We start from the raw sequence: 17,320 nt of genomic DNA, 5'->3' as shown, positions 1-17,320 counted from the left end.
GCCTTGAATTCTAGCACAGTTTTTAGCGTCGTTGCAATCAAATTTCTTCGATTTTCTCAACACCAGCGATCTGCATCACTCTCTTCAGCAGAGCCTTGCATTGTAGCACGTTTTTTCGTGCTGTCTACAAGACTTTTCTGACTCATCGCTGTCTGCAAGGCAGCGTGGCGACGAGGGATCGAACTATAGCATGGGTTTTTACCGATGGCGTGAAATTCGTGAACTTCCCTTCAAGTTGCCAAAGCAACCGAGACCACGCCCTTCGCCATCGGCCCGTAGCCTGCCCTAGCGGGCAGGCTACGGGCGTGAGGCCTTGCCGCCTGTGCCAGGAATCGGGCCCGCATAGATAATGCGCGCACGATGGCATTGATTACTTTGTTAGACGCCCAACTGGCGTTCGGGCATGTGGCGCTTCTCGACCACGCCCAGTTTTCCCTGGAGAGCGGCGAACGTGTGGGCCTGATCGGTCGAAACGGCGCAGGGAAGTCCTCTTTGTTGAAGATTCTTGGCGGACTGGCCAAGGCCGATGACGGCCAGGTCCAGACGCAGTCCGGTATCCGCATTACTTATGTGGCGCAGGAGCCGGTGCTTGTGCCCGAGCAGACAATCTTCGAGTCGGCATCCGCCGGCATAGCCGAGGTGATTGCCGTGCGCGACCGCTACCTGGCTGGCGCCGAGGGCGAGGATCTCGATGCGCTGCAGTCCCAGATCGAGGCCTATGACGCCTGGAACTGGGAGCAGCGCGTGGAGGAGACTCTGCAGCGGCTGCACCTGGATCCCGAAGCCGTGGTGGGCACCCTGTCCGGCGGGATGAAGAAGCGCGTGGCACTGGCCCAGGCCCTGGTGGCGAGACCCGATGTACTGCTGCTGGATGAGCCGACCAACCACCTGGATCTTGACGCCATCGAGTGGCTGGAAGAGTTGCTGCTGAACTTCAAGGGCAGCGTGGTGACCATTACGCACGATCGATCCTTCCTGGATCGGGTTTCCACGCGCATCGTGGAGCTGGATCGTGGAACGCTGCGCTCGTATCCCGGCAATTTCGTCCAGTACCAGCAGACCAAGGAGGATCAGCTGGCCCAGGAGGCCGTGATCAATGCCAAGGCCGACAAGCTGCTGGCCCAGGAAGAGGTCTGGATCCGCAAGGGCGTGGAAGCCCGCCGCACGCGCAGCCAGAGCCGCATCGGCCGGCTTGAGCAGTTGCGGGCCAACCGCGCTGCCCGCCGCGAGGTGCTGGGTGGCGTGAAGATGGACATTGCGTCGGGCCGAGGCGACGGCTACCAGGGCAAGATCGTGGCCGAGCTGACGGATGTGGCCAAGTCCTTTGGCGACAAGAACATCGTCTCCCACTTCACCGCCACCATTTTGCGCGGAGACAAGGTGGGCCTGATCGGACCCAACGGCGCAGGCAAGACGACGCTGCTCAAGATGATTCTGGGCGAACTGGCACCTGACAGCGGCCAGGTGCGGCTGGGGGCGAATCTGCAGGTGGCGTACTTCGACCAGATGCGTCACCAGATCGACATGGATGCCACGCTGGAGGACTTCATCAGCCCCGGCAGCGAGTGGATCGAGATCGGCAGCCAGAAAAAGCACGTGAAGAGCTATCTGTCGGATTTCCTGTTCTCTCCGGCGCGCGCCCATTCCCCCGTTCGCTCGCTGTCTGGCGGGGAGCGCAACCGCCTGCTGCTGGCCCGGCTGTTTGCCCGGCCCGCGAATGTGCTGGTGCTGGACGAGCCGACCAACGATCTCGATATCGAGACGCTGGAAATGCTGGAAGACCTGCTGCAGAACTACGACGGCACCGTTTTTCTGGTCAGCCATGACCGCAGTTTCCTGGACAACGTGGTCACCAGCACCATCGCCTGGGAAGGCCCGGGCCAATGGCGCGAATATGAAGGCGGCGTGCAGGACTGGCTGGATCAGTCCCGCCGCAGCCGCGATCTGGCCGAGGCCGCGCAGCCCAAGCCATCCAAGGAAGAGGCCAAGCCCGTTGCGGCACGCAGCGACGGCAAGCCCAAGCGCAAGCTCAGCTACAAGGAGCAGCGTGAGCTCGATCAGTTGCCCGAAAGCATTGCAGCGCTGGAGGCAGAGCAGAAGTCCATTCGGGAAGCCTTGGCCGATGGTTCGCTGTATGCCAGCGACAATTCCCGCGCCGTTCAGTTGCATCAGCGCGATGGCGAGATCGATGAGCAGCTGATGGAGGCGCTGGAGCGCTGGAGCGCACTGTCGGAGTGAGCTTTCTTCGGACGAAAAAAAGAGCGCCTGGCGCTCTTTTTTTCATGGGTGCCGCCAGGACCGGCCGTTGCACTCAAATGCGGTGGTGAACCTGGTCCGAACCTATGCGCAGCTTGCCCAGCAAGGCGGAGGCGATCTGGTTGAGGGGCAGCACCTCGTCGGCCGCACCATGGGCGATGGCCTCGCGCGGCATGCCGAAGACGATGCAGCTGGCTTCGTCCTGCACGAAGTTGTAGCTGCCCGCATCGCGCATTTCACGCATGGCGACCGCGCCATCGGCACCCATGCCGGTGAGCATGATGCCGTAGGCGTTGCGGCCCGCACAGGCCGCCACCGACTTGAAAAGCACCTCGACCGAAGGCTTGTGGCGATTCACGGGCGGGCTGTCATCCACTACGGCGACATAGTTGGCACCGCTGCGCTGCACGGAGAAATGCTTGCCGCCCGGTGCGATGTAGGCGTGGCCGGGCAGCAGCCGCTCGCCCTGCTGTGCTTCCTTCACGGTCATCTGGCACAGGCTGTTGAGCCGGGCCGCGAAGCTGGTGGTGAAGCCCGGCGGCATGTGCTGGGTGATGACGATGGCCGGGCAGTCGGCCGGCAGATGGGTGAGCACTTCACGGATGGCCTCGGTGCCGCCGGTGGAGGCACCGATGGCAATCAGCTTTTCCGTGGACAGCCGCCCCAGCAGCGACGCCGGTGCAGCCTGGCGCGGCGCGCTCATGCCAGCCGAGGCGGAGACCGGCGCCACCGCGCTGCCGGTGGCGGGAGCCGCACTGCGCGGAGCGACCGGCAGGCGCCGGACCTGGGCCACGGCAGCAACGCGGATCTTGTCCACGATCTGCGCGGCCAGCTCCTGCAGGCCGTTGGACACGCCCACGCGCGGCTTGGCCACGAAGTCGATGGCGCCCAGCTCCAGCGCGCGCATGGTGACCTCGGCGCCGCGCTCGGTCAGCGTGGAGATCATGACCACCGGCATGGGGCGCAGCCGCATGAGCCGGCCCAGGAAGTCGATGCCATCCATGCGGGGCATTTCCACATCGAGCGTGATCACGTCGGGATTCATCTCGCGGATCATTTCGCGTGCGATCAGCGGATCGTTGGCCGAGCCGATGCATTCCATGTCGTGCTGGCGATTGATGATCTCGGACAGCAGACTGCGCACCAGCGCAGAGTCGTCCACCACGATCACCCTGATTTTCCTGTCCATTCCTTTGAACCTTCCTCAAAACAGGTCGACCGAGCCGCCTGCCGTATTGCGTGCCACGACGGCTGCATTGCCGCGCGTGAATTCCTGCTGTACCAGCTCCTCCGGATGGGCATGTGCCAGGCGCTTGACCATGGCCTTGCCGCTGGCGGGAAAGAACACCACCTTGCGCGGGTAGATGTCCAGCACATCCTCCGAGACGATGGGGATGCGTTCGGTCTGCAGGTACTGCGTGACGAAGGCGGTATTGCGTTCGCCCACGTTCATGGTGGTGAAGTTGTGCATCACCTGCCCGCCGCCGAAGATCTTGGCCTGCAAAGACTCGCGCCGTGCGCCGAGCTTGAGCATTTCGTTGATCAGCAATTCCATGGCGTACGAGCCGTAGCGGCCCGACGCATCGGCGGAGTCGCCGTCGGGCAGCATGAAATGGTTCATGCCGCCCACGCGCATGGTGCGGTCCCAGATGCAGGCCGAGATGCACGAGCCCAGCACGGTGACCAGGATCACGTCCTCGTTGGAGACGAAGTATTCGCCCGGCAGCACCTTGACGGCGTTGTGCTGGAAATGCGGGTCGTAGTAGAAGAACGACGCCTCGCCGGGGTAGCGCTGCTGGCGCTTGAGCTGCTCCAGCGAGGAGCGCGGCACCGGGTCGCCCGGCGCCGGGTAGTCCGCAGCGGTATAGCTGTTGATGCGCGGCGTGCGGCGGCGCTCCGAAGGCGGCGGGGGCGGAGCGAAGGCGGAGCGGTCTCCGATCATGGGATGACCCCCTTGTGTGCGGCAGGACCTGCGTCAGCGGCGCTCATAGACCGTCTTCCCCTTGAGCGTGAACAGATCGCGCGAGTCGCTGAAGTTCTCGGCATGTCCGACGAACAGCAGGCCCCCGGGCTTCATGACGCGGTGGATGCGCTCCAGCACGCGGCGCTGCGTGGCCGCATCGAAGTAGATCATCACGTTGCGGCAGAAGACCACGTCGAAGGGATCGCGGAACGGCCAATCGTCACGGATCAGATTGACGTTGAGAAACTCCACCAGACGGCGCAGCTCGGGCTTGACGCGCACCAGGCCCGCATTGCCGGCCTTGCCCCGCAGGAAGAAGCGGTGCAGGCGCTCGGCGCTCATGCCCTTGATGCTTTCGGCGCGATAGACACCGGCCGACGCCGTGTCCAGCACACGCGAGTCGATGTCGCTGGCCTGCAGCTGAAAGCTGGGCGTGGCACCCAGCGCTTCCAGCGCCGTCATGACGATGGAGTAAGGCTCTTCCCCGGTCGAGGCCGCATTGCACCAGACCTTCCAGGCCGTGCCGGCCGGCTTGCTGCGCAGATGCTGGGCAAAGATCTCGAAATGGTGCTGCTCGCGAAAGAACGCCGTGAGATTGGTGGTCAGCGCGTTCACGAACTCCTGCCACTCCACGCCGTCGGACTGCGACTCCAGCCAGTCCAGGTAGGTGGAGAAGCTGTCGTAGCCCGTCTCGCGCAGGCGCCGCGACAGGCGGCTGTAGACCATGGCGTGCTTGCCATCGTGCAGGCTGATGCCGGCCCGCTGGTAGATCAGCGCCTGTACGCGGGCAAAGTCCCGCGACGACCATTCGAATTCGCGCCCCTGGGCCAGGGGCCCGTTGGCATCCCCGTCGTCGGCGACGGGACGTGCGGCCAGTGCCGCATTGGATGAGCCGGATCGCATGAGGGCGCTCAGTGCAAGAACGGGTCTCAGTCGACCGAGGCGACCAGGCCCATGTCCACGTTGTTCATGAGCTTTTCGATGTCCAGCAGGATGAGCATGCGCTCGCCCACGGAACCCAGGCCCAGAATGCAGCCGCTGTCGATGGCGCTTTCGATGTCCGGCGCGGGGCGCACGGCTTCGGGAGCCAGTTCCATCACGTCGCTGACCGAGTCCACCACGATGCCCACCACGCGGTTGCGCAGGTTCAGGATGATGACGACGGTGAAGCTGTTGTATTCCACCTGGGAGCAGTTGAACTTCAGCCGCATGTCCACGATGGGCACGATGGTGCCACGCAGATTGACCACGCCCTTGATGAATTCCGGCGCATTGGCGATGCGCGTGGGCGGCTCGTAGCCGCGGATTTCCTGCACCTTCAGGATGTCGATGCCGTATTCCTCCTGGTCCAGGCGGAAGGTCAGGTACTCGCGCGCGCCGGTGGCGACGCCTTCTGCGGTCTTAGCGATCACGCTCATTGCTCAGCTCCTCAACTGTCGGGCCCGCGCCGTGGTGGCGAAGGCCATGGTTTCTTGGCGGCGCGCAGGCACTGCCTGCGGCGCCGTCGATTGTGGTCAGGTACCCCTGTCCCGTTCAGTGGCGTGCACGACGCACCAGCGCGCCGGTGTCCAGAATCAGCGCCACCGTGCCATCGCCCAGGATGGTGGCGCCCGAAACGTTGGGCACCTTGCGGTAGTTCGATTCAAGGTTCTTGACCACCACCTGGTGCTGGCCCAGCAGCTCGTCGACCAGCAAGGCCACGCGGCTGCCGTCGGACTCGACAACCACCATGATGTTGCTGGACTGGCTGGTGTCGCTGCGCGGCACGCGGAAGGTCTTTTCCAGCGCGAACACAGGCATGTACTCGTCGCGCACCTTGACCAGCTGCGTGCCGTTGGCCACGGTGTTGACGTCTTCGGCCTTGACCAGGAAGGACTCGACCACCGAGGACAGCGGCAGGATGTAGACCTCGTCGCTGACGCCGACCGACATGCCATCCATGATGGCCAGGGTCAGTGGCAGGCGAACGGCCACGCGCATGCCCTTGCCCTGGGTGGACTCGATCTCGACCGAGCCGCCCAGCGCCGCGATATTGCGCTTGACCACGTCCATGCCCACGCCGCGCCCGGACACGTCGGTGACCACGTCGGCCGTGGAGAAGCCCGGCGCGAAGATCAGCTGCCAGACCTCCTGATCGGGCATGTTGTCCGAGACATCCATGCCGCGCTCGCGGGCCTTCTGGAGAATCCGCTCGCGGTTCATGCCGCGCCCGTCGTCGCGCACCTCGATGACGATGGAGCCGCCCTGATGGGAGGCTGCCAGCGTCAGCGTGCCGTGCTCGGACTTGCCGGCCGCCAGGCGGTCCTCGGGCATTTCGATGCCGTGGTCCACGCTGTTGCGCACCAGATGGGTCAGCGGGTCGGTGATCTTTTCGACCAGTCCCTTGTCCAGCTCCGTGGCCTCGCCCAGCGTGATCAGGTCGATCTTCTTGCCCAGCTTGCCGGCCAGGTCGCGCAGCATGCGCGGGAAACGGCTGAACACGGTGGACATGGGAATCATGCGGATGGACATCACCGATTCCTGCAGATCGCGCGTATTGCGATCCAGGTCGGCCAGGCCTGCCAGCAGCTGCTGGTAGGCCGATGCATCCAGCCCGTGGCTGTTTTGCGCCAGCATGGCCTGGGTGATGACCAGCTCGCCCACCAGGTTAATGAGCTGATCGACCTTGGCCACCGACACACGGATGCTGGTCGACTCCATCTGCGCCTGCTGCGCCTGGGCAGCCGTCTTGGCAGCAGGCTTGGCCGCGGCACCGGCCGGCTGGATGGCCAGCGCGCCGTCGGCCTGGGGCATGCCGGGTGCACCGTTGAAGAAGCCGTAGGCCTCTTCGGCGGGCGGAATGGCGACCGAGGCCAGGGCGGCGTCGGGATCGTGCGCGGCATGCTCTTCGGCGACGGGGGCTTCGGCCACCTGCACCGCTTCGGTTGCAGGAGCGGCCCCGGCCGCCTCATCGGCTGCCGTGATGCGAACCTGCTCCTTGGCCACGTGGAAGGCGAACAGATCGAGCAGGTCGTCGTCGGTGGACGAGGTCTGCACGGCAAAGAGGCGGCTTTGCGGCTGAACGCAGGCCAGGTCCTCGATGCGGCCCAGGCCGGGAATGTCGCGGAACAGTTCCTTGATGGCCTCGGCCATCTCCAGACGCTCCAGCGGACCGATCAGGATGTGCAGCGAACGGCCGCCACTGGCGGGTGCCGTTCCGACGGCGCCGCCCGATACGGGCGCGGCAGGCGCGGGCGCCTCGACCGGCGCTGCCACGGGAGCAGGCGCCGGTGCCGGTGCAGCGGCCGGGGCGGCTGTTGCAGGCACGGCACTGCGGCCTTCTGCCAGCATCTCGATGCGCGCTACCAGATCCGTGGTGGACAGGGCCTCGCCCTCGTTGCCGGCCTGGTGGCGTGCCAGCAGGCTGCGGCTGGCATCGGCCGACTCCAGCAGCACGTCGACCATTTCCGGAATCGGTGTGATCTCGTGCCTGCGCAGCCGGTCGAGCAGCGACTCCATGCGGTGCGTCAGCTCGGTCACATCGGCAAAGCCGAAGGTGGCCGCGCCGCCCTTGATCGAGTGCGCGCAACGGAAAATGCCGTTGAGCTCCTCGTCGTTGGCCGCCGACAGATCCAGATTCAGCAGCATCTGCTCCATCTGGTCGAGGTTCTCGGCCGCTTCTTCGAAGAAGATTTGATAGAACTGGCTCAGGTCGAAGTCTGCGCCCGCTCCTGCCCCATCCTGGTGTAGATCCGCCATCTTTGGTCCTGCTGTTTCCTGTTGCCCGTACTTATCGGCTCAACGCATTACTTTCTGAATGACTTCGATCAAACGGTTCGGATCGAAGGGCTTGACCAGCCAGCCCGTGGCGCCCGCAGCGCGTCCGGCCTGCTTCATCTGGTCGCTGGATTCGGTGGTGAGAATGAGAATGGGCGTGTTCTGGAACTTCGGGTTTTCGCGCAGCTTGCGCGTCAGGCCGATGCCATCGAGGCGCGGCATGTTCTGGTCGGCCAGCACCAGATCGACTTGTTCGAGTTGGGCCTTTTCGAGCGCATCCACGCCGTCCACGGCCTCCACGACGCGAAATCCCGCTCCTGCGAGGGTGAACGCCACCATCTTTCGCATCGAGGGGGAATCATCAACAGCCAGAATCGATCGCATGTATAGCTCCAACAGACGGGCAATAAAAGGTGGATGGGTGCATGGTCAGCGGTCAGAACAGTTCGACCGAGCCAGCATCCATCTCGCTTTGCGTGACGGGATTGGGCCGGTCGGGTATCGCCGGCAGGCCCAGGGAATCGTCCTCTCCCTCGTCCACACCCATGGTGGCTGCGGCCAACTGGAACGCGCAGCCTTGCAAAATCTTCGTAATATGGGCGATCAGTTGGGAGGACATGTCGTGAAACTGCAACTCGGTCACCGCCAGCCTCAACGTGGACCGGGCGGCATCGAGCTGGGGCAAGGCGGCTAGCGCCTCGCCGGCCAGCTGGCCGTGGGTCTCGTCGAAACGGTCCAGCAGGTTCTGCGTTGCGTGATTGAGAAGGCCTTCCAGGCGCTGCAGATCGCGCATCGCCACCAGCAAGGCATCCTGCAGGTCTGCGGCCACCATGACGGGCATGGGGACGGCAGGCTCGCCCGAAGGCTTGTGCATTGACTGCATTGTTACTCCACCACCAGCGTTTCAGCCCAACGTGCGCCGTGCCTTGCAGCACGGCCAACCCTTGTCAATCGTTCACGGGAATGCCGCGCATCCCTTGGTGTACACGACCATTTGCATTTATGTTCCAAAATGTATCTCATGATAGCGCCCCCGGGGATGCCAGACCACCGCACAAGCCCTTGCGCATACTGCACATCGAGGATTCGGCCGCCGATCAGGCGCTGGCGCGGCTGAGCTTGCTGCGCGGCGGGCTGGTCTGCGAGATTGTCGTGGTCGACACGCTCGATGATGCCGCAGCTGCGCTGCACAACCAGGCATTCGACCTCATCCTGGCCGACTACCACCTGCCCGGCTTCACGGCGCTGGATGCCTGGGAGCTGGTTCGCCGCCAGCCCGGGCATCCGCCCTTCGTGCTGCTGTCCGGCGCCATCGGCGAGTCGGCCGCCGTGGATGTGATGCGCGAAGGCATCAGCGACTATCTGCTCAAGGACCACATCACGCGCCTGCCCCATGTGGTCTCGCATGCGCTGGAAGTGCACGAGGCCCGCCTGGCACGCCGGCGCGCGGCGGCCGAGCTGGCGGCGTCCGAGCGGCGCCTGGCCGACCTGACCGAGCACCTGCAGACCTCCACCGAGCGCGAGCGCGCCAGCATCGCCCGCGAGATCCACGATGACATCGGCGGCTCGCTGACCTCGGTGAAGTTCGACGTGGCCTGGATCGCGCGCAATGCGCCCGAGGGCGGGCTGCGCGAGCATGCGCTGGCTGCGCTGGAGATGCTGGAGCACGCGCTGGGCGCCAGCCAGCGCATCATGATGAACCTGCGCCCGCCCGTGCTGGACCAGGGACTGGTGGCCGCCGTCCAGTGGCTGGCCGAGAATTTCGAGCGCCGCACGGGCGTGCCCACCCGTGTGCGCAGCAGCCGCGAAAGCATGGACATCGCGCCCGACATCCAGGTCGTGGCCTACCGCACGGCCCAGGAGGCGCTGACCAACGTCGGCAAATATGCCCAGGCGCGCCATGTGGACATCGATCTCTCGGACCGCGAAGGTTTTCTCACGCTGGAGGTGACGGACGACGGCGTGGGCCTGGCCGATGGCGCCCGCGACAAGCCCGAATCCTTCGGCCTGCGCGGTCTGGGCGAGCGCGCGCGCACCGTTCGGGGCTGGCTGGATGTCAGCAGTCAAGCCGGACGCGGAACCTCGGTCATCGTCTCCATTCCGCTGGACGATGGCGGCGCTTGCCCTAATATCCCGGGCAATGAATGCTGAACGCCATGGCGGCGTGACCCTTTTTCCAGGAGGCCGACTTTGATCCACGTGGTGCTGTGCGACGACCATGCGGTGCTGCGCCGGGGCATCCGCGACACCCTGGCCGAGGCAGTGGACATCAGCGTCACCGCAGAAGCAGGCAGCTATGCCGAGCTGCGTGAGCAGCTGCGCACCGCCGCCTGCGACGTGCTGCTGCTGGACATCAACATGCCCGGCCGCAGCGGCCTGGAGGCCCTGGCCAGCGTGCGCGAGACCCATCCGCTGATCAAGGTGCTCATGGTCTCCATGTACCCCGAGGACCAGTACGCGCTGCGCTGCCTCAAGGCGGGCGCCCAGGGATATGCCAACAAGGCGGGCGATCCGATGCTGCTGATCGAGGCCGTGCGCACGGTGGCCACGGGCCGCAAGTACCTGACGTCCGAAGTGGCCCAGATGCTGGCCGACAGCCTGGCCCAGCCCGCACCCCAGGTGCCGCATGAAAGCCTGTCCGAGCGCGAGCTGCAGACGCTGATCAAGATCGCGGCCGGGCAGCGGCTGACCGACATTGCCACCGAGCTGATGCTCAGCCCCAAGACCGTCAGCGTCTACCGGGCGCGCGTGCTGGAAAAACTGCAGATGAGCAGCAACGCCGAACTCACGGCCTACGCCATCCACAACCAGCTGATCTGAGGCTTTTGCGGCCGGCAGAGCGGAAAATCTGTTGTTTTTCACAACTGCTTACATTGAGGTGCCAAACACCGCGATGCCGCGCTGCAGCAAGGCGACCAGGGGCTGCTCGAGCAGCGGCAGCGTGGCCATCAATCCCGTCAGGCCCACGGTGAGCGTGACCGGGAAGCCCACGGCATAGATGTTCATCTGCGGTGCCACGCGCGAAATGATGCCCAGCACCAGGTTCACGAACAGCAGCATGGCGACCATGGGCAGGGCGATCCAGAAGGCGCTGGCAAAGACCGCCGCCCCCATCTCGTGCAGCCGCATCTGGTTGATGGCCTGCAGGAAGCTGCCGTCCACAGGAAACGCCTCGTAACTCTTGAGCACGGCCATCAGCACCAGCAGGTGTCCGTTGATGACGATGAACAGCAGCGTGGAAATCTGGACCATGAAGCGCGCCACGGCGCTGAGCTGGGCATTGGTCGTGGGATCGAAGAAGCTGGCGAAGTTCAGGCCCATCTGCAGGCCGACCACCTCGCCCGCCACCTCCACGGCGGCAAACACCAGGCGCACGGCAAAGCCCACGGCCAGTCCCACGCCGACCTGCTGTATCAGCGTCCCCAGCGCCTGCGGCGAGTTGATGCCGATCACGGGCTGGTCGCCCAGCACGGGCTGCGCGCACACCGCGACCAGGAAGGCCAGGCCGATCTTCAGTCGCATGGGAATGACGCGCTGCGAGAACACGGGAGCCACGGAAAACATGGCCAGCACGCGCAGAAACGGCCAGAGAACTGGCGACAGCCAGGCCACCAGTTGGGCTTCGCTGAAGGTGATCACGGCGGCGTTTCCTGCGCGCGGCGAAGGGCTCAGCCCACCGCCTGCGGAATGGTCTCTATGGTGCGGCGGATGAAATCCACCAGCGTGCTCAGCATCCACGGACCGGCAATGGCAAACACCAGCACGGCGGAGATGAGCTTGGGCACGAAGGCCAGCGTGGCCTCATGCACCTGGGTCACCGCCTGGAAGACACTGACGGCCAGGCCCACGGCCAGCACCACGCCCAGCACGGGCATGGAGATCATGAGCAGCAAGGTCAGTGCCTCGCGGCCGAAGGTGAGCACGTATTGGGAGGTCATGGAAGGATTTCCAATAAAACGGGACTAGACGGCGAAGCTGGCCGCCAGCGATCCGATGAGAAGGTTCCAGCCATCGGCCAGCACGAAGAGCATGAGCTTGAACGGCAGGGCCACCAGCACGGGCGACAGCATCATCATGCCCAGCGACATCAGGATCGAGGACACGACCATGTCGATGACCAGGAAGGGGATGAAGATCATGAAGCCGATCTGGAACGCCGTCTTCAGCTCGCTGGTCACGAAGGCCGGCACCAGCACGCGCAGCGGCGCGGTCTCTGCCGTGACGCCGGCTTCGAGCTTGGCCAGGCGCGCGAACAGCGCAAAGTCCGATTGGCGCGTCTGCTTGAGCATGAAGTCGCGCATGGGCGCCTCGGCCTTTTCAATGGCCTGCTCGAAGGTCGCGGCATTCGTGGTGTAGGGCACATAGGCCTCCTGGTACACGCGGTCCAGGGTGGGTCCCATGACGAACAGCGTCAGGAACAGCGACAGGCCGATGATCACCTGGTTGGGCGGCGCCGACTGCGTGCCCAGCGCCTGGCGCATCAGCGACAGCACGATGACGATGCGGGTGAAGCCCGTCATCATCAAAAGGATGGCCGGCAGGAACGACAGCGCCGTGAAGAACAGCAGGGTCTGGATGGGCACCGAAAAACTGGTGCCACCGCTGCCCTGGCCGATGACCAGCGGCAGGCTGGCGGGCGCGCCCTGCGCCCAGGAGGCCAGGGGCGTGGCGCAGCACAGCGCCAGCGCTGCGGCGCCGGCGGCCTGGCTCAGCGTGCGCGCCGGGCGCTTGCAGGAATATTCAGACATTCGCACCGTCCGCAGGCAGGCTGCGCGCTTGCGCCATCGCAGCCGAAAAATCAGCAGGGGCCGGGGCCTGCAGCACATGCAGGCACTGGATGCTTTGCGCCGTGACGCCCAGCACCAGCCGCACGGTCTGCGCGCCCTCGCCCACTTCCACCGTCACCACCCGCTGCTGCGGGCCCACGCCCACGGCGCCCAGCACCCGCGACTGCAGGCCGGCTGCGCCACGCAGCGCAGCCGTGCGCTGCTGAAAGCGGCGCAGCAGCCAGGGCAGAGCAGCCATGGCCGTGACCAGGGCCACGACCGTGAGCAGGGTCGGCCACAGCGGGCCCATGCCGGCGCTCTCAGCCACGGCTGACCCGGCGCAGGCGCTCGGACGGCGTGACCACGTCGGTCAGGCGGATACCGAACTTGTCGTTGACCACCACCACCTCGCCCTGGGCGATCAGGTAGCCGTTGACCAGCACGTCCATGGGCTCGCCGGCCAGTGCGTCGAGTTCGACCACCGAGCCCTGGGCCAGCTGCAGGATGTACTTGATCGGCACCTTGGTGCGGCCCAGTTCCACCGACAGCTGCACCGGGATGTCCAGCACCATGTTGATGTCGTTGACCGGCACGTCGCCGCCACCGGCGTAGGGGCGCACGGGCTCGCCCGTCAGCGGGCCGCCCTGTTCCGCCTCCAGCTTGGCGTCGCGCTCGCGCTGCTCGTCCAATGCCTCTGCCCATCCCGAGAACGGATCGTCGCCAGCGGGCTTTTGCGTGTCTTCAGTTGCCATTGTTTTCTCCCATCCAGCCAGCATCGGCACCGCGCAGGCAGTGCTCGACACGGATTGCATACTTGTCGTTGTGAGTGCCGTACTGGCACTCGAAAATCGGAACGCCGCCGATGGAGGCGCGGATCAGCGGCTCGCGGTCGAGTTCGATGAAATCGCCGGGGCGCATGGCCAGCAGCTGCTCCACCGTGGCGTCGGCGCGCGCCAGTTCGGCCACCAGGGTCACCTCGGCGGCCTGGATTTCGCGCTTGAGCACCTTGACCCAGCGGCGGTCCACTTCAATGGAGTCGCCCTGCGTGGAGGAGTACAGGACATCACGGATGGGCTCCAGCGTCGCATAGGGCATGCAGATGTGGATGGAGCCCGAGATGTCACCGATCTCCAGCTGGAAGGCCGTGGACACGACGATTTCGCTGGGGGTGGCAATGTTGGCGAACTGCGGCTGCATCTCCGAGCGCTGGTAGCCCAGCTCCAGCGGATAGATGCCGTGCCAGGCCTTCTTGTATTCCTCGCAGATCACGTTGACCAGGCGGTTGATCACGCGCTGCTCGGTGTGCGAGAAATCCCGCCCTTCGATGCGTGTCTGCAGCCGGCCCGTGCCGCCGTACAGCGTGTCGATGACGCCGAACACCAGCGAGGGATCGCAGACCACCAGGCCGCTGCCGCGCAGCGGGCGGATGGCGACGATGTTGAAGTTGGTGGGCACCACCAGCTCGCGCAGGAAGGCGCTGTAGCGCTGCACCGACACCGTGCCCACCGACACCTCGGGGCTGCGGCGGATGAAGTTGAACAGGCCGATGCGGAAGTTGCGGGCAAAGCGCTCGTTGACGATCTCCATCGTCGGCATGCGCCCGCGCACGATGCGCTCCTGGCTGGAGATGTCGTACTGGCGGATGATGCCCGCCTCGACCTCCTCGGTCGTGGATTTCTGGCTCTCGCCGGTCACGCCCTCCAAAAGGGCATCGACTTCTTCCTGGGAGAGAAACGAATCGCTCATGGCGCCTTGCCTCCCCGGTTACTGAATGATGAAGCTGGAGAACAGCACGCGGCGCACGGGGTTCTTGCCAGGGGAGCGGCGGCGCTCGCCATCTTCGTCCTCTGCATCCTCGTCGCGGCTGCGCTTCTTGGCCTTGGCCTGGTTGCCGTAGCCCAGCGGTGCGGACACTTCGTTGAGCACGTCGGCAGCCAGGCGTTCCTTGCCGTCGCGCTCCAGCAACTCCTCGGCCGTGCGCTGGGACACCAGCATCAGGATGCCGTTGCGGATGCTGGGCAGGTACTGCTTGACCGTAGTGGCCGTCTTCTCGTCGGCCAGCTCCAGCGTGATGCCGATCTGCACGAAGCGGTCGCCGCCCGGGTCGGACAGATTGACCACCAGGCTGTCCAGCGGCAGGAAGGTGGGAACCGTGACGGCCGCCTTGCTGGAGCCGCCCTCCTCCTCATCGGCATTGCTGTGCCGCTTGGACAGCAGGATGAAGGCAGCGGCCGCGCCTATGGCCAGGACGGCGATGATGACGATCAGCACGATCAGCTTCTTGCCCTTGGCCGGGGCGGGAGCTGCATTGTTGGCGGCATTGGGTGTGGCAGACACTGGAATTCCTCTGGGTGAGCGGGACCGCCACGCGCTCGCGCATCATGCGCGGCGCCATGACGCAGCAGGCCCATGGCAGGAATTATTCGGCGATTGGACCTCGGGCCATGGCCTGAATAAGCGCATGAAACCCCGGTTTCTCGCTGGCTTGATGGCCCCCAAATGCCACAGGCCGGGCAGCTTGTCGCCACCCGGCCTGTTCTGAAAACCCGGAAAACGGCGCATGCGCCGCCCCGCAAGAAGCGCAGGAAGAATCAGACGAACAGATCCACCCCGCCTGCCGCCGCGCGGCCACCAGCCTGTGCGGCGCCATTGCCGCCCGTGACGCCGGCGGCATCGACCATGGCGCTCACGCGGCCCTGGCGCGCCTGGGCATCCGCGCCCTGGCGCCCCCCCGCTTCGCCATTGCCGGACTGGCCACCCGCGTCCACGCTGACGCCGGCCAGTTGCAGGCCCTGGGCCTGCAGCAGCTCGCGCAGCTGGTCGGCACCGTTGCCCAGCCATTCCCGCGCCTGGGATTCGCTGGCGCCAAAGCGCACATGGGCCTCGTTGCCCTGCAGGCTGACCTGCACCTGGATGGCCTTGCCCTCATGCTCGACAGACAGCGAGGCGTTCTGGCTCTTGTTGTGCACCCAGAAGGCCACCTGCTCGGACACCTGCTGCTCGCGCTCGGTGGAGTTGCCCGGCTGTGCCTGGGCATCGGGCTGGGCCAAGGCTGCGCCATTGTGTCCGGCGGCCTGCTGTCCCAGGGACTGGCCGGCGTGGGCCGCGCCCACGGCGGCTGCAACCCCATGCAATCCGTTGGCGGCAGACTCTGCGGAGCCGGTGCCACCTTCGCGGGCCCGCTCGAACAGGCCGCGCCATTCTGCGGGCCGCACCGCCGCCATGCCGTTGAGCGCAATGCCCGACGCCAGGGCCGCGTCCTGCCGCACGCCGGGCGCCAGCGCCTGGGGTGTGTGCTCATGCGTGGCCTGGGCTGCAGATGCCGTGCGCGCTGCGGCGGCCGTCAGCGCCGTATCGGACTGCACGGCGGCCAGCACATCGGCCGCCTGTGTCTGTGCCTGGGCGCCCTGGCGCGCAGCGGTATCGGCGGGCGTGCCGGCTGCAGCGGCATCGACTGCGCCAGCCAGCGCCGCCGTGTTGGCGTTCGCGGCCAGCGCCGCGCCTGCGGCATCGCCCGCTGCAGGTTGCGGCGCCATGAAGGCGGCATGCGCCACCACGCCCTGCTCCTGGCGCAAGGCCAGCATGGCGGCACTGCCCCGGCCAGACAACCAGTCGCCCGCCACGCCCTGCAGCATGTCGCGGTCGCCCTTGCCATCGAGGTGGGCGGTCTGCCCGACCAGGCTGAGCCAGGGCGCCTGGCCGTTGGCGGCCAGCAGCATGGCATCGGCCTGCGCGGAAGTGGCCATATCGTCCGTCTCCGCCTGGGGCTGCAGCGGCAATTGCGTCTGCAGCAGCCCCTGCGCCAGGCCGGACAGGTCAGCCGGATCCTTCAGGCTGCCCTGAATTGCGCCCTTGAGGCTGGCCAGCGCGCCGGCCCCCTCATCGCCGAGGACCTGGCCCAGGTCCGGCAGTCCGCCAATGCCATCCATGGCGGCCAGCAGCGAGGAAAAGCCTGCGGCCTGCTCATTGGACGGCGGCTGCGCCGCGCGCGCGGAACGCACGCCCTCCATGGTGCGCTGCATGGCGCTGCGCGCGTCGGCGCGCTGTTCGATCTGGTTGGTGGACATGCGTCAAGCCTCCTGGAATGTCAGCCCGAAGCTGCGGCGGAAAAACTGGATGGCCGCACGTTCGTCGGTTTCCTTTTGCTCGCGGCGCATCTGGCCCAGCGCCAGGTCGCGGCGGCGCACCTCGACCACCTTGCGCAGGCTGCTGACCCGCAGCTCGCAGGCCATCAAGGCCTTTTGCGCGGCCTCCAGGCGGATGGCCAGGTCGGCCAGCACCCGTGTCTGCAGGCCGATGGCGTGCTGCAGGCGGTCCATGAACTGGTATTGGTGGAACATGACTTCGGGCTGCACGGACTGGTTCTGCTGCACGCCCCAGCGTGCCTGCATTTCCTGCACGTAGTGCTGCAGCTGGTCCATCTGCGCCTGCGCCGCCTGCTGCGAGCGCTGACGCTCCTGCACCGCCTGGCGCGCCTCGTCACGCTTGCGCGACGCGGCATCGATGGCCACCATCAAGGCATTCAAGGACGACATACCGGGTTTTCCTCCCTGTGTTCGCTGTTGCGTTATCTCAGTGC

Annotated in this window: 19 protein-coding genes; 3 read left to right on the top strand and 16 right to left on the bottom strand. The window is 65.8% G+C overall.

All coding sequences use genetic code 11. From position 1 onward, the window contains the following. The first annotated feature begins 360 nt into the window (after nucleotides 1-360). The gene (locus ACF8ME_RS12135) at nucleotides 361-2,238 is read left to right on the top strand and encodes an ATP-binding cassette domain-containing protein (RefSeq protein WP_016449337.1); all 1,878 of its coding nucleotides are present in this window, start codon (nucleotides 361-363) and stop codon (nucleotides 2,236-2,238) included. A 73-nt stretch (nucleotides 2,239-2,311) separates the two neighbouring features. Here ACF8ME_RS12135 and ACF8ME_RS12130 read toward each other — a convergent pair whose 3' ends face one another. The 7 genes from ACF8ME_RS12130 to ACF8ME_RS12100 form a co-directional block, all read right to left on the bottom strand. Continuing rightward, nucleotides 2,312-3,445 carry a chemotaxis response regulator protein-glutamate methylesterase gene (locus tag ACF8ME_RS12130; protein ID WP_034366524.1) on the bottom strand — a complete coding sequence of 378 codons (1,134 nt, stop codon included), beginning with the start codon at nucleotides 3,443-3,445 and terminating at the stop codon, nucleotides 2,312-2,314. Between the two features lie 15 nt (nucleotides 3,446-3,460). Then, nucleotides 3,461-4,198 carry a chemoreceptor glutamine deamidase CheD gene (cheD, locus tag ACF8ME_RS12125; protein WP_016449335.1) on the bottom strand — a complete coding sequence of 246 codons (738 nt, stop codon included), beginning with the start codon at nucleotides 4,196-4,198 and terminating at the stop codon, nucleotides 3,461-3,463. 33 nt (nucleotides 4,199-4,231) lie between these two features. Further along, nucleotides 4,232-5,122 (bottom strand): CheR family methyltransferase, encoded by an 891-nt coding sequence (locus ACF8ME_RS12120; protein WP_392416620.1) that lies wholly within the window; start codon nucleotides 5,120-5,122, stop codon nucleotides 4,232-4,234. A gap of 26 nt (nucleotides 5,123-5,148) precedes the next feature. Then, nucleotides 5,149-5,637, bottom strand: a complete 489-nt coding sequence (locus ACF8ME_RS12115) for a chemotaxis protein CheW (protein ID WP_012202588.1) — start codon at nucleotides 5,635-5,637, stop codon at nucleotides 5,149-5,151. A gap of 115 nt (nucleotides 5,638-5,752) precedes the next feature. Further along, entirely contained in the window at nucleotides 5,753-7,957 is a 2,205-nt protein-coding gene (locus ACF8ME_RS12110; protein WP_392416618.1) for a chemotaxis protein CheW, read from the bottom strand. Between the two features lie 39 nt (nucleotides 7,958-7,996). Beyond that, nucleotides 7,997-8,359: a response regulator gene (locus ACF8ME_RS12105; protein ID WP_016449331.1), complete on the bottom strand. Its 363-nt coding sequence runs from the start codon at nucleotides 8,357-8,359 to the stop codon at nucleotides 7,997-7,999. Between the two features lie 52 nt (nucleotides 8,360-8,411). Then, complete coding sequence (locus tag ACF8ME_RS12100; RefSeq protein ID WP_016449330.1) at nucleotides 8,412-8,858, bottom strand: hypothetical protein; 447 nt, start codon at nucleotides 8,856-8,858, stop codon at nucleotides 8,412-8,414. Between the two features lie 119 nt (nucleotides 8,859-8,977). Between ACF8ME_RS12100 and ACF8ME_RS12095 the strand changes: the two genes are divergently transcribed. Then, nucleotides 8,978-10,126, top strand: coding sequence for a response regulator (locus ACF8ME_RS12095; protein WP_016449329.1), 1,149 nt, complete (start codon nucleotides 8,978-8,980; stop codon nucleotides 10,124-10,126). A 39-nt stretch (nucleotides 10,127-10,165) separates the two neighbouring features. Further along, on the top strand, nucleotides 10,166-10,795 hold the full coding sequence (locus ACF8ME_RS12090; protein ID WP_016449328.1) for a response regulator transcription factor: 630 nt from the start codon (nucleotides 10,166-10,168) through the stop codon (nucleotides 10,793-10,795). A 48-nt stretch (nucleotides 10,796-10,843) separates the two neighbouring features. Here the strand turns inward: ACF8ME_RS12090 and fliR are convergent, their stop codons facing one another. From fliR to fliJ, 9 genes are all read right to left on the bottom strand, one after another. Then, a complete protein-coding gene (gene fliR, locus ACF8ME_RS12085) occupies nucleotides 10,844-11,614 on the bottom strand; it encodes a flagellar biosynthetic protein FliR (protein WP_012202582.1) in 771 nt (256 codons plus the stop codon). A gap of 29 nt (nucleotides 11,615-11,643) precedes the next feature. After that, a complete protein-coding gene (gene fliQ, locus ACF8ME_RS12080; protein WP_012202581.1) occupies nucleotides 11,644-11,913 on the bottom strand; it encodes a flagellar biosynthesis protein FliQ in 270 nt (89 codons plus the stop codon). 24 nt (nucleotides 11,914-11,937) lie between these two features. After that, the gene (fliP, locus tag ACF8ME_RS12075) at nucleotides 11,938-12,723 is read right to left on the bottom strand and encodes a flagellar type III secretion system pore protein FliP (RefSeq protein WP_016449327.1); all 786 of its coding nucleotides are present in this window, start codon (nucleotides 12,721-12,723) and stop codon (nucleotides 11,938-11,940) included. Then, nucleotides 12,716-13,051 (bottom strand): flagellar biosynthetic protein FliO, encoded by a 336-nt coding sequence (locus ACF8ME_RS12070; RefSeq protein ID WP_012202579.1) that lies wholly within the window; start codon nucleotides 13,049-13,051, stop codon nucleotides 12,716-12,718. The genes fliP and ACF8ME_RS12070 overlap by 8 nt, the downstream gene beginning before the upstream one ends. A 10-nt stretch (nucleotides 13,052-13,061) precedes the next feature. Further along, nucleotides 13,062-13,493, bottom strand: a complete 432-nt coding sequence (gene fliN, locus ACF8ME_RS12065; protein ID WP_016449326.1) for a flagellar motor switch protein FliN — start codon at nucleotides 13,491-13,493, stop codon at nucleotides 13,062-13,064. Beyond that, a complete protein-coding gene (gene fliM, locus ACF8ME_RS12060) occupies nucleotides 13,483-14,487 on the bottom strand; it encodes a flagellar motor switch protein FliM (protein WP_016449325.1) in 1,005 nt (334 codons plus the stop codon). Before fliM ends, fliN begins: the two co-directional genes overlap by 11 nt. Nucleotides 14,488-14,505: 18 nt before the next feature. Further along, nucleotides 14,506-15,078, bottom strand: a complete 573-nt coding sequence (gene fliL / locus ACF8ME_RS12055) for a flagellar basal body-associated protein FliL (RefSeq protein ID WP_016449324.1) — start codon at nucleotides 15,076-15,078, stop codon at nucleotides 14,506-14,508. Between the two features lie 254 nt (nucleotides 15,079-15,332). Then, nucleotides 15,333-16,808 carry a flagellar hook-length control protein FliK gene (locus ACF8ME_RS12050; protein WP_392416616.1) on the bottom strand — a complete coding sequence of 492 codons (1,476 nt, stop codon included), beginning with the start codon at nucleotides 16,806-16,808 and terminating at the stop codon, nucleotides 15,333-15,335. A gap of 3 nt (nucleotides 16,809-16,811) precedes the next feature. After that, a complete protein-coding gene (fliJ, locus tag ACF8ME_RS12045) occupies nucleotides 16,812-17,276 on the bottom strand; it encodes a flagellar export protein FliJ (RefSeq protein WP_016449322.1) in 465 nt (154 codons plus the stop codon). Nucleotides 17,277-17,320 lie beyond the last annotated feature (44 nt).

The sequence above is a fragment of the Delftia sp. WSY_7 genome, from assembly GCF_043104845.1.
Classification (GTDB): domain Bacteria; phylum Pseudomonadota; class Gammaproteobacteria; order Burkholderiales; family Burkholderiaceae_C; genus Comamonas; species Comamonas tsuruhatensis.
This window is presented reverse-complemented; position numbering and strand designations above follow the sequence as displayed.

Coding starts and splice junctions, on each gene's coding strand:
- ACF8ME_RS12070 (WP_012202579.1), bottom strand. CDS start 13,051: ATGGGCCCGCTGTGGCCGACCCTGCTCACGGTCGTGGCCCTGGTCACG.
- fliM (WP_016449325.1), bottom strand. CDS start 14,487: ATGAGCGATTCGTTTCTCTCCCAGGAAGAAGTCGATGCCCTTTTGGAG.
- ACF8ME_RS12130 (WP_034366524.1), bottom strand. CDS start 3,445: ATGGACAGGAAAATCAGGGTGATCGTGGTGGACGACTCTGCGCTGGTG.
- ACF8ME_RS12120 (WP_392416620.1), bottom strand. CDS start 5,122: ATGCGATCCGGCTCATCCAATGCGGCACTGGCCGCACGTCCCGTCGCC.
- fliJ (WP_016449322.1), bottom strand. CDS start 17,276: ATGTCGTCCTTGAATGCCTTGATGGTGGCCATCGATGCCGCGTCGCGC.
- ACF8ME_RS12105 (WP_016449331.1), bottom strand. CDS start 8,359: ATGCGATCGATTCTGGCTGTTGATGATTCCCCCTCGATGCGAAAGATG.
- ACF8ME_RS12095 (WP_016449329.1), top strand. CDS start 8,978: ATGTTCCAAAATGTATCTCATGATAGCGCCCCCGGGGATGCCAGACCA.
- ACF8ME_RS12135 (WP_016449337.1), top strand. CDS start 361: ATGGCATTGATTACTTTGTTAGACGCCCAACTGGCGTTCGGGCATGTG.
- ACF8ME_RS12100 (WP_016449330.1), bottom strand. CDS start 8,858: ATGCAGTCAATGCACAAGCCTTCGGGCGAGCCTGCCGTCCCCATGCCC.
- ACF8ME_RS12110 (WP_392416618.1), bottom strand. CDS start 7,957: ATGGCGGATCTACACCAGGATGGGGCAGGAGCGGGCGCAGACTTCGAC.
- fliQ (WP_012202581.1), bottom strand. CDS start 11,913: ATGACCTCCCAATACGTGCTCACCTTCGGCCGCGAGGCACTGACCTTG.
- fliP (WP_016449327.1), bottom strand. CDS start 12,723: ATGTCTGAATATTCCTGCAAGCGCCCGGCGCGCACGCTGAGCCAGGCC.
- cheD (WP_016449335.1), bottom strand. CDS start 4,198: ATGATCGGAGACCGCTCCGCCTTCGCTCCGCCCCCGCCGCCTTCGGAG.
- fliN (WP_016449326.1), bottom strand. CDS start 13,493: ATGGCAACTGAAGACACGCAAAAGCCCGCTGGCGACGATCCGTTCTCG.
- ACF8ME_RS12050 (WP_392416616.1), bottom strand. CDS start 16,808: ATGTCCACCAACCAGATCGAACAGCGCGCCGACGCGCGCAGCGCCATG.
- ACF8ME_RS12115 (WP_012202588.1), bottom strand. CDS start 5,637: ATGAGCGTGATCGCTAAGACCGCAGAAGGCGTCGCCACCGGCGCGCGC.